Origin of the sequence: Marinomonas aquiplantarum (assembly GCF_003314975.1) — a bacterium.
Classification (GTDB): Bacteria; Pseudomonadota; Gammaproteobacteria; order Pseudomonadales; family Marinomonadaceae; genus Marinomonas; species Marinomonas aquiplantarum.
Genome location: NZ_QNRF01000008.1, coordinates 116,600 through 129,190, shown reverse-complemented (window position 1 = coordinate 129,190; position 12,591 = coordinate 116,600). Strand labels below are relative to the sequence as shown.

The following is a 12,591-nucleotide window of genomic DNA, read 5'->3' as shown; positions in this document are numbered from 1 at the left end:
TCTCACTCCAACAGGCTCTTAGCAAACTTTATTAAGGCTAAATCACTACCTTTTGGCCCCACTAGAGAAAGACCACAGGGCGCGCCCTCTAATTCACAAACAGGTAAATGCAGTTGTGGTAACCCCGCCAAACCAGCAATTGCTGTTATGTCCATCAATTGATGACGATATTCGGCTAATTCCTCTTCGCTGGCAGAAAACAATGGGGCTAACCCAGGTGTCGTTGGAATGATAAGCACGGACTCTGCCATTTCGTTTTCCAGCCAATCCGTAAATCGCTCTCTTTGCTGTTTGGCTATGCTCACATCCGCTACAGAAATGGTTTTACACCAGTCAAAACGCTGTTCAATGTCTGGCGCAAAAACAGGGGACTTCTCGATGTCAGAGCGCGTATTGAGATGATCAATCCACTGACCATGTTCACACCAAATTTCAGCACCTTGTAGCGTTCGAAATGTCTCGCTGGTTTTCCATGCTTTCGTGTCAATCACTAGCGAAGATTCTTGGGGTAAGCGCCCTTGCTCTCGCCATCTTGTAAGCTGTTCATTTAACGCTGCTGCGTGAGCAACTTGGTCGATTAAATTCTTGGCAATCAATACGTTATTAATATTTTTCTGATAGTCGCTTTGAAGGAGAACACGAGCCGTTTTGTCTAACGTCTCTAGGTCTTTAGTGAGCCAGCCCACTGTGTCAAAAGACGGGGCCAAAGCAACTAAATGATCCGCAGCAATCGCCCCATGGGTCGGACGTAACCCAAACAAGCCTTGGTAACTGGCAGGAATACGAATCGATCCACCTGTATCGGTTCCCAAACCAATGTCAGCCAACCCCAAACTGACGGCCACAGCGGAGCCAGAAGTAGAACCTCCAGGCAGACGATTTGGTGTTACCGGATTCTCTGGCGTACCGTAGTGAATGTTTTGCCCGTTAAGACTGTAAGCCAACTCATCAGTAATGGTTTTACCAACAAACTCCGCCCCGTTTGCCATTAAAGTCGCCACACTGGAAGCGGTAGAGTCAGGCGTAGGATGGGTCTCGAGCCAAGTAGGATTGCCTGCTGTTGTTGGCAAACCTTGCATATGAAACAAGTCTTTCACCGCCAACCTGAGCCCTTTTAATTGGCCTGATGTCGCACTTTTAAACGAGTCAGAATGAACTCGTTGTGACGGCGATAGAAATGGATTTTGTACAATGAAATGTTTCATAGCTCCCCCTTGTTAGAGTCTATGAAACATTCGTTTCAACACTTTGTCAACTGAAACAAAAGATCATCGGCGGTAAATTTAATAGACTGCCGCTTCCGTATTAGGGCTCAAGTTCATTGAGTGTTTCATACAAAGACGCGATCTCTTTCGTTTGTTTTCTCGCCTCATCCCCTAAGCAAGCGTAAACCCGATTGCACAACATCGAGATCAAACTCATAGGCGCAGCATAGCTATCAAACGGACTTTCATTCCCTAGGTGGCACAACAGCACATGAGACACCTGCTGGTTATAAATTTGCCCAGTCGGATCGGTAATCAATACCGTTGAACGCCCTTCCAGTAAATCAACAATTTGTTTGAACTGGCGAGTACGACGGCGAAAACCAAGCAGAACGATGACTTCGTCTTCTAGAATATCCTGTAAATCCTCTCCCAAGGTTTGCCCAGGCTGAGGCAACAAACGAACAGAATGACGTACTTGCTGTAATTGCTGGCGGAAGTGCAAGGCCAGTGGATAAGCATTGCGAAAACCAATTAAGGTCACCCGACTGGCGTTTGCTAAACTGGCACTAATGTCATTTAAGGTCTCAGGGCGCAGACCATCAAACGTCAGTGATAAATTTTTTAGCTCTTGCTCCGTTTGGTCCAATGAAGTGCCTTGGGTAAAAATCGGCACACCACTTTCACGCAAGGCAAGTTGCGCTTGCTTCGCACTCTGATGAGAGTCATATCCCAACTGACGAAAAAAGCGACTCACGGTGGCTTTTGATGTGTTGGTGTTGTCTGCTATCTCCGCTGACGTCTGGCTCACAATTGCCAATGGATGTTGCTGTAGGTAATTGGCAATGGCACGCGCTGACGAAGACAAGCTCGGATAGTTCTTTTCGATCAGGGATAACACATCCTGTTTTGCTGTCACTTAGAAACCTCAATCTCACAAATATTGCACTAAGTTAATCGATTCTCGTTTAACTGCCAACCGAAAGCGGCGCTTTCTACATGACTGCACCAGAAAAGTTACAGACATTCTTTCCATGCACCATAGTGAAACACAAAAAACTCGTTTGCTCCCTCTGGGGACCAAGCAAGGCTTTTTCACCTTCCAAAGTCGATCACCTTATGAAATGGCTAGTTTGTTACAGGATAGAAGCAGGGAGAAACTTTTGTTTCATATTGGCATGAGTGTTGCAAATTGTGTTTCAGGCATTCAATTAAACCCTAAACGAAAAAGGACCCCTCTCCATGAAACGCATTGTAAAACTATTGAGTAACACTCTTGTTGTCGCAGCTTGTTTCTCGGCGCTAAACGCTACGGCAGATGTGCTAGATGATATTAAAGAGCGCCAAACCATTCGAATTGCTGTGCCACAGGACTTCCCACCTTTTGGTTCCATTGGTAAAGACCTACAACCACAGGGCATCGATGTCGACATGGCAAACTACATTGCCAAAGAAATGGGCGTCAAATTAAAAATTGTGCCGGTGACCAGTGCTAACCGCATTCCTTACCTGCAAACGAAAAAAGTCGACTTGGTCATTTCCAGCTTGGGCAAAAATCCAGAGCGTGAAAAAGCCATCGACTTCTCTACTCCTTACGCGCCTTTCTTCCTAGGGGTATTTGGTGACAAGAAAGTCATGGTCGACAGTATAAGCGATTTGGCAAACAAAACCGTTGGCGTAACTCGTGGTTCAGTTGAAGACTTGGAACTGGAAAAGAATGCGCCTAAGTCCGTCAATGTGCGTCGCTTCGAAGACAACAACACGACTCTTACAGCCTATTTATCTGGACAGGTTAGTTTGATCGCAACAGGCAACCTGGTCGCAACGGAAATCGCTAAACGTCAGCCTAACAAAGCACCTGAAGCGAAATTCATGCTGAAAGATTCACCTTGCTACATTGGTATGGCTGAAGGGGAAGTGGCACTGCAAACTAAGGTTAATGAATTGATTCAAAAAGCACTGGCTTCTGGCGAGCTGAATGCCATTTCCATGAAATGGTTAAAAGCGCCGCTTCCTAAAGGCTTTGGCGCTTAAGGCTTCAACATGTTGCATTTTTCGGATCTATTGCAATACACAGATGTGTTCTTCAGTGGTCTTATGACCACTGTCGAACTCACCCTTTTAACCACCATTTTAGGCATTGCACTCGGAACAAGTTGTGCTGCTACCCGACAATACGGTCATCCTATCGGTCAACGCACGGTGACCGTATATGTTGAATTAATTCGTAACACGCCGTTTATTGTTCAGTTATTTTTTATCTTCTTCGGCTTACCGTCTCTCGGACTCAAATTGTCTCCTTGGCAAGCCAGTATGATCGCTCTCACCATTAACCTTGGTGCTTATAGCACGGAAATTATTCGCGCTGGTTTAAACAGCATTCCCAAAGGTCAAATCGAAGCGGCCAAGGTACTGGGTATGACCTTTCGTCAGACTCTCACTCGCATCATTTTCACCCCAGCATTTGAAAAAATTTACCCAGCACTGACCAGTCAATGCATTATCGTTATGTTGGGCTCTGCGGTGATTTCCCAAATTTCCGTTGAGGACCTAACGTACGCCGCGAACCTAGTTCAGTCTCGCAATTTCCGAGCCTTCGAAAGTTATCTAGTTACAGCATTCTTGTACTTAGGGTTGGCCATTGCACTGCGCTTCATCTTTAACCAAATCGGCAAACGACTGTTTGCTTATCGGGAGGCGAGATGATTCAGTTCTCCAATTACGACATCATCAGTAATCTACTGTATGCCACGCAATGGACGATTTTACTCTCCATCGCAGCCTTTATTGGCGGCACCAGTGTGGCATTATTACTGACAGCTGCACGACTCACTCGTAATAACGTCGTGCAAAAATGCGTTCACTTCTATGTGGAATTATTCCAAGGCACGCCTTTGCTGATGCAAATGTTTTTGTGTTTCTTTGGCTTATCCATGCTGGGGTATGAAATTTCCGCATGGGGTGCAGCGATTCTCTCGTTAACACTCTTTACCAGTGCATTCTTAGTCGAGATTTGGCGAGGCTGTATCGATACCTTACCCAAAGGGCAATGGGAAGCCAGCCGCTGTTTAGGGTTAAGCTTCCTTCAAACCTTACGTCATATTATTTTGCCGCAAGCCATTCGTGTGGCCGTTGCACCGACTGTAGGCTTTTCAGTGCAAGTCATCAAAGGCACAGCTCTGGCCTCGATCATTGGTTTCGTCGAACTGACGAAAGTCGGCACCATGCTGAACAATGCCACCTTTGAACCCTTCAAAGTTTTCGCTCTGGTCGCGCTTATCTACTTCGTGCTGTGCTACCCACTTTCTTTGTACAGCAAGTATTTGGAGAAAAAATTCCATGTCTCTCGTTAACCTACACCAAGTCCATAAATACTATGGCGATCATCATGTACTAAAAGGCATCGATTTAGACATCAATGCAGGTGAAGTCATTTCTATTATTGGCAAAAGCGGTTCTGGAAAAAGCACCCTATTACGTTGTATCAATGGCTTAGAAGAATACCAACAAGGTGGCATCACACTGGATGGTAATGAAGTCACCACGGAAGACATTCAGGTGCGACGTCTTGCGCTTAGCGTAGGCATGATCTTCCAGAATTTTAATCTTTTCCCACACATGACAGTGGGTGAAAACATCATGTTGGCGCCTACCATTGTGTTAAAGAAAAGTAAGGCCGAAGCCGCCGATATTGCCAAAGCCATGCTGGAAAAAGTCGGATTGGCGGAGAAGTTCGACAGCTACCCTGAAAAACTTTCTGGCGGCCAACAACAGCGTGTTGCCATTGCTCGTGCGCTTGCTATGTCCCCGAAAGTTCTGCTGTGTGACGAAATCACTTCCGCACTGGATCCTGAACTGGTGGGCGAAGTATTAAAAGTACTGGAGCAACTGGCGAAAGAAGGCATGACCTTGATTCTTGTCACGCACGAGATGAACTTCGCTCGCGACGTCGGCAGCCGAGTCGTGTTCATGCACAAAGGCAAAGTCTGGGAGCAAGGGGATTCAAAAACCCTATTATCCGACCCTCAAACCGATGAACTGAAACAGTTTATCGGAGCGGTATTGTGAACGATCATTATAACTAAACCGACTCTCATAATAGTCATGTGGACTCTCCCTTTAGATTAGTGATTTCAATAACTAATCTTGGCACATAGATGCCGATTGTGGGGGAGTCCATCCCATTTACCTAAGCTAACGATGAAAAACACCGTACATATGGGTAGGTTTTAAGTGTTCATTAAATCATCAGCGGTTCACACGACACCCGTTCTTTATGAAGTCCCAAAATCGATCCCCAAGACCACTCTCCAGGATTGAGAACAAAGCCATAATCTAAACCAAGTCCAGATTCAATTTGGATATCACCTAACACGCCATCACCAACCGCTTTCACACGATAATGCTCACTGGTCACTTCGTCGCCAGATAACAAGCGCTGAGCGATGTCTTTTTGATAAATGCGTAAGCGAATCGGTTGACCATCATAGATGCCGACCTTTGTGCCACCAAAATCCCCAGCAGCAAAACGTATTGGCATGGCAACACAATCATGTTGAGAGGTTTGTGCAATCATTTGCCCTTTACCGGCCACCCCTCTTAAGTTGAATAAAGTACCAACCTTCGGCGAAGGGATGACCACCAGAGCATTCACCTGAGTCGATATTTGTCCAAACACAGTACCTTCCGCCAGCTCTTCTTCAGCGGAATGACAAGCCGATAAGAGTGTCATGGTGCAAAACAGGCATAACATGGTGGATAAGTGGGGTAAGTTATTAACACCTTTCATATTTAACTCCTGTTTATCGCATCGGTTTATTTTGTGGATAATGTCCAAAAGGGTCTTCTGGCTCTGTGGGTAAAGCCAAAATAACGAGTAATACCAGCAAGCCTATCGCAGGTACTAACAACACCAGCAACCACCACGCTGAACGGTTGGTGTCGTGTAATCTTCGTACCGTCAAAGACAACATGGGTAAAAACACCAGCACGCTATAAATCGCCTCGATTCGCCATGTCACTTGGAATGCTATTTCCAACAAGGCAAACACAAGCGAGATTAAAACGTTCACTAAAAAGAACATCCAAAACGCTGTTGGTGATGCCCTTCCTGAAAATTGCGCATAACGTTGCCACGCATCCAGATACCAATTCATACTTTGCTCCTAAATAAGAATGATCGAAGCGTAAAAATTAGAAGAGTGAGTGAGAGATAGCGTCCTAAAACCGGATTTAGGACGTCCTTGAAGCCTTTTTAGGACATAATAGCGAGTATGAAGCAGGTAAAAGTCATACTGATACAACCAAGACCCATACATTAGACGGAGCTAACATGATCGCCATTCCTTTACCTTTTGTGGTCGCCCTATTACTGTCAATCTTGGCCATTTTGCTGTTCCTAAGACGCGAAGAAACCACGCCATCTGCGTTTGTGTTTATCGCCTTATGTGCGTTAACAACAACAGTGGTTGGGCTGCGCTGGAGCTTTGACTATCCATTATTTCGCCTGATACAGCCTATTTTAGCTTCCTGTATTCCAGTGACCGCTTGGTACTGCTTTTCGATCGCGCATCAGCCTCACCCATTTAAAATCTGGCATCTACTGCCTCCGGTTTTTGTCACCTTAGCCTCTTTCACTTATCCCTTTTGGCAACCACCTCTGGACCCGGTTTTGACGCTCTTATATGTGGCTTATGGCGCAGCGTTAATTCGAGCCTCTTACAAAACTTCCAACCTTCCAGAACAAGTCCGCTTGTCAGACATTGATAACGCCCTCAAAGCCGAGCGGATCGCTGGCGCTATGCTATTAATGTCAGCGATGATTGATGGCGCGGTGGCCATCGATTACGCCTTCTTTTCTGGAGATCACATCCTGCTGATTCTGACGATTAGCCATGCTGTTCTTTTGCCCGTTCTCGTCATCGCTGTAATTATGATGAGCTTGAGTATGGCGCCGAACCACCGTGATGCTTCCCAAAACGATGAACAATCAACCACCATAGCGGCATCAAAAGACAAATCTAACCAGCCGTTATCGACCGATGAAGTAAACGACATTGTCCATAAAATCGATGTGTTGCTGACGACAAAAGACGTTTTTCTTGATCCTGATCTCAGCCTAGATCGGCTGGCTCGTAAAGCCTGCATTCCAGCTCGACAAATATCGGCCGCTATCAACCAATGTTACGGTCGCAACATTTCGCAAGTAGTGAACGAATACCGTATTGAACGAGCGAAGCAATTACTGATCAGCACCAACAAAAACATCACTCAGGTGTATCTCGACTCTGGTTTTCAGACTAAATCAAACTTTCATCGAGAGTTTTCCCGAGTGACAGGACAAACACCCAGTGCTTTTCGCCACTCAATGCAGGACAGTACGCAAACTAGGTCGAACGAATAAAAGCCAATATTTTTTGCAACATATCTTGGTGCAATGCCGCCCGTGAACGCTGACCACCATCCTTGCAAATAATGCCATCGCCCGGCACTTCCTCTTCAAGGATCTCAATTGCCCCAGGCTTACAAACTTGCATAAAACTAAAATGCGCCGCGTCTGGGTAAACAATATAGCGGCGTTTGTTTTTTGCTATGTATTTGGCGAGAAAACCTGATTCCTGCGCTTGAGGCAAGTCACCTATGTCGACACCCGCCGCGAGTATTAACGTCGGCACCGTCAAGGTTTGCAGACTTTGCTTAGAAAAGCTCCTCGCAAGACCTAAATCCAGCGACACGACCCTGCGAATGCGTTCATCACGTAAGCTTGATACTCCCAAAGGTTTGTCATTCAACATCCCTAACTCAGCCGTTAAACTACACACACGCGAGTTGGGCGTGGGCAAACAGTCCGCCGACAACTGCTCATTATCAACCTCCGAGCCAGCCAAATTCATTACAGTCCAACCACCTAAAGAATGGCCTATGGCCGTAATATTAGTCGGATCGATATAAGGTGTTAAATTAGAGTCATCCAACAACCAATCCAATAAACGAGAGATGTCTTTTGGCCGTTTCCACCACTTAGCCGCCGCCATTGGCGAATGATCAAACGACGTGGTGCCAGGGTGATCGAGTGCAGCGACCACATAACCGTCATGCGCCAATTTCGTAGCAAGCCAATTCTGATTTCGCCAATTGCCACGATAACCATGCGATATCACCACCAGCGGATACTGACCCGACAATGGCGTGCCGATTCGTACCACCTTGGTTCCAAAAAATGCCAGATTCTCAGCCACTTTCTCTGTCGGAAACACGTCTTTAGACGGATACCAAACACTGACTTTTAACGGTCGATCACTTTCACCATACAAAATGGTCTGATCAAATCCCACACTCGACGCCACGGCGTAACCGCAGCAAGACAATAACCAAAACACCAAACTGACATAAATCTTCATCATCTCACCCCTTATTAACATCTAAATTGATCGGTTTAATATGATGAAATACGTGAGTTTTTGCGTCCTAAAACAAGATCGAGGACTAATATCGTCAAATCTCCATAAATGAAATTCATGGTATATACTTTGTATTGTTACTTATTTGTCATCTTATCCTTGTAGCCTTACTTGGTAGGCAAGAATTCAATCTGATTGGAGTGCAACAAGTATGAAAATGAAAGATCAGTTAGACAGCCCTCAACCGATGAAAAAGCCAAAAGCAAAATCCAAAAAGGCTGAGGTAAAGAAAAAAAAGCAGGCTAAGTTAAAGGCGAAAAAGGCAGAAAAAGATAAAAAAGCGCTTAAAAAAGAGGCGCCTGCCGTCACCAAGAAAGGCAAAAAATCGCCTAAAGTCCAGGCTAATGATAAGAAAAACAAATCCATTGATGGCAAATCGCCTGAAGCCGAAGTAACCAGCATGACTACGACCGAGAGTTCCCCAGTTGAAAACACGGTTAGTAAAGCAGAAACCACTCAAACAACCGTACCGGTTGACGACCTAATAGTTAATCAGGCCGCAACGGAATCACTGACTCATCAAGACACGGCTGTTACCGCAACAAGTGCCGAGTCGAAGCCGGTTCAACGAGTCACACGACGTCCACGTTCAACTAGGCGTAAAACCTCTGTAGAGGACATTCAAGCTCTTGCAGAAAATGCGAATCGTCAACGCGCTTCAAAAAACTTAGCAACTCTCACTCAAGACGAACAAAAGATTGCTACGCAAGATGTGGTGAAACGCCTTTTAATTGGCGACCTCAGTCAAGGGGAAGCACTTCGAGAATTGAGAGTAAAAGTGTTGGGGTTAAGACAAGAAGCCTACACAGAATTGACTGGTGTCTCACGTAAAACCCTATCGGAAGTAGAAAACGACAAAGGCAACTACACTGCGGAAATCATCAATAAGATGTTTAAACCTTTCCAACTCAAGGTGTCATTAGTGCCGGATTCCAGTGACGACTTAAAAACCATTCTAAATCAGAAATAAACACAAACAGCCCCTAGGATACGCAGTTCGTAGGGGCTGTTCGGTGAGACATTGAGAAAATCTAGACTTACTTGATGTCGAAATTCACATCAATGTTGCCACGTGTTGCGTTAGAGTATGGGCACACTTTGTGAGCTGTTTCGACTAATTGTTCAGCAACCGCTTTTTCAATACCAGGAAGGCTGACGGTCATATCCGCGCTGATGCTAAAACCTTCGCCTTTGGTATTTGGACCTATGCCAATATTTGCTGTGACGGTTAGGTCTGCTGGCAATGTCACTTTCTGCTGAGACGCAACCAATTTCAATGCACCAATAAAGCAAGCGGAATAGCCTGCCGCAAACAATTGCTCTGGGTTTGTACCTTCACCACCAGCACCTCCTAATTCTTTTGGTGTGCTTAACGCCACATCAAGACGATTATCAGATGAGATGGAACGACCATCGCGGCCACCTGTGGTCGTAGCGGTTGCTGTATATAATGCTTGCATAATAAGACTCCCTTAAATGATTAAAACAGTATTGTTTAAAATAGTTATCGCGATAACAATATGACTAAAATAAAAGCTCACCTGAGTGAGCTATTAAATATATGTTATCGCGATAATTATGACTGCACAACCATTATTCCATTAGTTTTGCTTTAAGTCGGTTTAACTGGTCTCGTAAAGCGATCACTTCTTGCATCTCAATGCCGCACGCTTCAGCCACACAACGATTCACTTCCAAGCCTTGTTCTCGTAACGCACGACCTTTTTCGGTAAGCGCAATACTCAAACTGCGATCGTCTTCAACTCCCCGTAAACGCTGCACTAGACCATCCCCCTCCATGCGCTTGATGACCGGCGTCAAAGCGCCTGATTTTTGCCCTAAGGCTTGCGCAATGTGCTTTAAACTAACACCGTCTTGCTCCCATAAAATCAGCATGATGGTATATTGCGGATAAGTAAGACCAATTTTCGCTAATGGCTCTTTATAGAACTGAGTCATCGCCAGAGACGTAGAATACAAAGCGAAGCAAAGTTGGTTATCCAGTAGCAGAGGATCATTCGGTTTCATAAGGGCTCACAGAAGCGTTCAAATAATTCTGCTAGTTTAACGAAACTTTCATGTCATCGCATTACATTAGACAGACACAAGAAGAAGGTAAAGTATGACAAAAATCACACTCACTGGGCACATTATGGTGCCTCATCAAGATCTCAATCAGGTGCAGCAAGCTCTTCCAGAGCACATGAAACTTACTCAAGAAGAAAAAGGCTGCTTGGCCTTTAAAGTGACACAAAATGTCCACAACCCATTAAGGTTTGAGGTGTACGAAGAATTTATTGATCAAGCCGCATTTGACTTACACCAAGCCAGAGTCAAAACGTCACATTGGGGGCAAGTCACCCACAACGTGGAACGCTTTTACAGTGTCTCTCAAGGGAAATAGTCTTTTTAGTTTGGTTTTTTCGTCCAATCAAATTCCATTTGTCGCGCCGTTTTTTCGGCCAAGCTCTCACTGTGCAGTAGGCTAACCATTTGCAAACTCATGTCGATGCCAGCCGATATACCGGCCGACGTCAGTTGTTGGTCTTGTTGCACCCAGCGTACGCCTTCCACGACATCGAGCTGAGGATACAATTGCTGTAAGTCCGCTATGTCTTCCCAGTGAGTGGTCACCTTGTTTGATCGAAGCACACCAGCTTTGGCCAACAAAAAAACACCGGTGCAAACAGAAGCCAACCAGCTGACTTTTGGTGCCTGCTGAGCTATCCAATCTAACACGTTGGGCTTATTCACCTCCTGCGAATGATCGCCTCCTACTACCAGCAGAACATCCAATTCGGGGTGGTCCTTAATGCTGCAATCTGGCACCACTTTGTAACCTGCTCGCGCAGAGACAGTTTGCCCATCTTCACTAATCAAATACACCTCAAAAGGTGTTTCTTCACTGACTCTGGCGGCCGTTGTAAACACTTCAAATGGCCCAGAAAAGTCTAGAACTTCCGCCAATTCATAAAGATAAATGCCGATTTTAATAGGTTTCATAGTTTCCCTCACGACTTTGCCTTATAACTAGGACTGTAACTTAGCGATCACTTCTTCAATCCACTTTACCGTCAACCATTCCGGTGCGGAAGCAGAGCGACTAAAGGCAATTTCAATGCTCGGCAAACTGGGTAAGACATCACTCTCAATCACCTCTAGCTGATCGCTGATACTAACACTGGCAATGGCTGAAATGGCCTTTTCCGCCACCAGCAAGCTTTCGATCAACGCCAAATTCGAGGTCACACAATATAGGTGATAATCCACACCTTTCTTTTGCAAACCATCAATGGCACTGGAATGAAATTTACAACCTGGCTCATACATGGCTAAGTTCACAGGTGACAAACTGGCTTGCCAATCGAAGCCTTTCTTGGCGACCCAGACGCCTTTATCCTGATACAAAGCTAACCCTTCATCACTGCCTGGAGAGCGTGTCACCAAAGCCAGATCCACTTCCCCTTTATCCATCAGCTCTCGCAACTCAATCGACGTACCAGTACGAATTCGGAACCTGAGTCTAGGCGCCATTTCTTCCATGGTTGTCATAATCAAAGGCAATAAATTCGCCACATAATCATTGGGACACCCTAATTGAATCAAAGCGCCTTGCTGCGGGCCTTTCAACGACATTAAAGCCTGCTCTTGTAGCTGTAGAATACGTCTGGCGTAATGCACTAAACGCTGACCATCTTCTGTCAACGCTTGTTCTCTGCCTTGTTTGACAAATAATTGCGTCCCTGCCTGCTCTTCCAGCCGCTTCATCTGCATACTAATAGCCGATGGCGTACGAAAGGTTTGCATTGCGGCCCGCTGGAAACTGCCATGGTCGACAATGGCCACTAAGGTTTTAAGTAATTCCGTATCCACCGCCTACCTCTGTTTGGATCTGATTGAGTTGATTCATCAAAATGACTTAACAA

Annotated in this window: 16 protein-coding genes; 7 read left to right on the top strand and 9 right to left on the bottom strand. The window is 45.5% G+C overall.

What is annotated here, in order from left to right; genetic code table 11:
* Positions 1-2: 2 nt before the first annotated feature.
* Both DFP76_RS14560 and DFP76_RS14555 read right to left on the bottom strand, forming a co-directional pair.
* Positions 3-1,205 carry an amidase gene (locus tag DFP76_RS14560; protein WP_113875344.1) on the bottom strand — a complete coding sequence of 401 codons (1,203 nt, stop codon included), beginning with the start codon at positions 1,203-1,205 and terminating at the stop codon, positions 3-5.
* Between the two features lie 100 nt (positions 1,206-1,305).
* Entirely contained in the window at positions 1,306-2,124 is an 819-nt protein-coding gene (locus DFP76_RS14555; RefSeq protein ID WP_063333711.1) for a MurR/RpiR family transcriptional regulator, read from the bottom strand.
* Positions 2,125-2,447: 323 nt separating this feature from the next.
* Here DFP76_RS14555 and DFP76_RS14550 point away from each other — a divergent pair, with 323 nt between their 5' ends.
* The 4 genes from DFP76_RS14550 to DFP76_RS14535 are packed head-to-tail and all read left to right on the top strand — an operon-like array spanning position 2,448 to position 5,273.
* Positions 2,448-3,239 (top strand): transporter substrate-binding domain-containing protein, encoded by a 792-nt coding sequence (locus DFP76_RS14550; RefSeq protein ID WP_113875343.1) that lies wholly within the window; start codon positions 2,448-2,450, stop codon positions 3,237-3,239.
* Between the two features lie 9 nt (positions 3,240-3,248).
* On the top strand, positions 3,249-3,911 hold the full coding sequence (locus DFP76_RS14545; RefSeq protein WP_113875342.1) for an amino acid ABC transporter permease: 663 nt from the start codon (positions 3,249-3,251) through the stop codon (positions 3,909-3,911).
* On the top strand, positions 3,908-4,558 hold the full coding sequence (locus DFP76_RS14540) for an amino acid ABC transporter permease (protein ID WP_113875341.1): 651 nt from the start codon (positions 3,908-3,910) through the stop codon (positions 4,556-4,558). Before DFP76_RS14545 ends, DFP76_RS14540 begins: the two co-directional genes overlap by 4 nt.
* On the top strand, positions 4,545-5,273 hold the full coding sequence (locus DFP76_RS14535; protein WP_113875340.1) for an amino acid ABC transporter ATP-binding protein: 729 nt from the start codon (positions 4,545-4,547) through the stop codon (positions 5,271-5,273). Before DFP76_RS14540 ends, DFP76_RS14535 begins: the two co-directional genes overlap by 14 nt.
* 172 nt (positions 5,274-5,445) lie before the next feature.
* Here DFP76_RS14535 and DFP76_RS14530 read toward each other — a convergent pair whose 3' ends face one another.
* Together DFP76_RS14530 and DFP76_RS14525 are read right to left on the bottom strand one after the other, a co-directional pair.
* A complete protein-coding gene (locus DFP76_RS14530; protein WP_113875339.1) occupies positions 5,446-5,994 on the bottom strand; it encodes a hypothetical protein in 549 nt (182 codons plus the stop codon).
* Positions 5,995-6,007: 13 nt separating this feature from the next.
* On the bottom strand, positions 6,008-6,361 hold the full coding sequence (locus tag DFP76_RS14525) for a DUF805 domain-containing protein (RefSeq protein WP_113875338.1): 354 nt from the start codon (positions 6,359-6,361) through the stop codon (positions 6,008-6,010).
* Positions 6,362-6,537: 176 nt separating this feature from the next.
* Between DFP76_RS14525 and DFP76_RS14520 the strand changes: the two genes are divergently transcribed.
* Positions 6,538-7,608 (top strand): helix-turn-helix domain-containing protein, encoded by a 1,071-nt coding sequence (locus DFP76_RS14520; protein WP_113875337.1) that lies wholly within the window; start codon positions 6,538-6,540, stop codon positions 7,606-7,608.
* Here DFP76_RS14520 and DFP76_RS14515 read toward each other — a convergent pair.
* Entirely contained in the window at positions 7,592-8,608 is a 1,017-nt protein-coding gene (locus DFP76_RS14515) for an alpha/beta hydrolase family protein (RefSeq protein ID WP_245931948.1), read from the bottom strand. The genes DFP76_RS14520 and DFP76_RS14515 overlap by 17 nt on opposite strands.
* Before the next feature lie 208 nt (positions 8,609-8,816).
* Here DFP76_RS14515 and DFP76_RS14510 point away from each other — a divergent pair, with 208 nt between their 5' ends.
* Positions 8,817-9,635 (top strand): helix-turn-helix transcriptional regulator, encoded by an 819-nt coding sequence (locus tag DFP76_RS14510; RefSeq protein WP_113875335.1) that lies wholly within the window; start codon positions 8,817-8,819, stop codon positions 9,633-9,635.
* A gap of 67 nt (positions 9,636-9,702) precedes the next feature.
* Here the strand turns inward: DFP76_RS14510 and DFP76_RS14505 are convergent, their stop codons facing one another.
* Both DFP76_RS14505 and DFP76_RS14500 read right to left on the bottom strand, forming a co-directional pair.
* A complete protein-coding gene (locus DFP76_RS14505; RefSeq protein WP_113875334.1) occupies positions 9,703-10,125 on the bottom strand; it encodes an organic hydroperoxide resistance protein in 423 nt (140 codons plus the stop codon).
* A 133-nt stretch (positions 10,126-10,258) separates the two neighbouring features.
* Positions 10,259-10,693: a MarR family winged helix-turn-helix transcriptional regulator gene (locus DFP76_RS14500; RefSeq protein ID WP_113875333.1), complete on the bottom strand. Its 435-nt coding sequence runs from the start codon at positions 10,691-10,693 to the stop codon at positions 10,259-10,261.
* A gap of 94 nt (positions 10,694-10,787) precedes the next feature.
* Here DFP76_RS14500 and DFP76_RS14495 point away from each other — a divergent pair, with 94 nt between their 5' ends.
* Positions 10,788-11,069, top strand: a complete 282-nt coding sequence (locus DFP76_RS14495) for a putative quinol monooxygenase (RefSeq protein ID WP_113875332.1) — start codon at positions 10,788-10,790, stop codon at positions 11,067-11,069.
* A gap of 5 nt (positions 11,070-11,074) precedes the next feature.
* On the opposite strand, the gene DFP76_RS14490 is transcribed toward DFP76_RS14495, so the two are convergent.
* Together DFP76_RS14490 and DFP76_RS14485 are read right to left on the bottom strand one after the other, a co-directional pair.
* Positions 11,075-11,668 carry a DJ-1/PfpI family protein gene (locus tag DFP76_RS14490; RefSeq protein ID WP_342767832.1) on the bottom strand — a complete coding sequence of 198 codons (594 nt, stop codon included), beginning with the start codon at positions 11,666-11,668 and terminating at the stop codon, positions 11,075-11,077.
* 27 nt (positions 11,669-11,695) lie between these two features.
* A complete protein-coding gene (locus tag DFP76_RS14485; protein WP_113875331.1) occupies positions 11,696-12,538 on the bottom strand; it encodes a LysR family transcriptional regulator in 843 nt (280 codons plus the stop codon).
* Positions 12,539-12,591 lie beyond the last annotated feature (53 nt).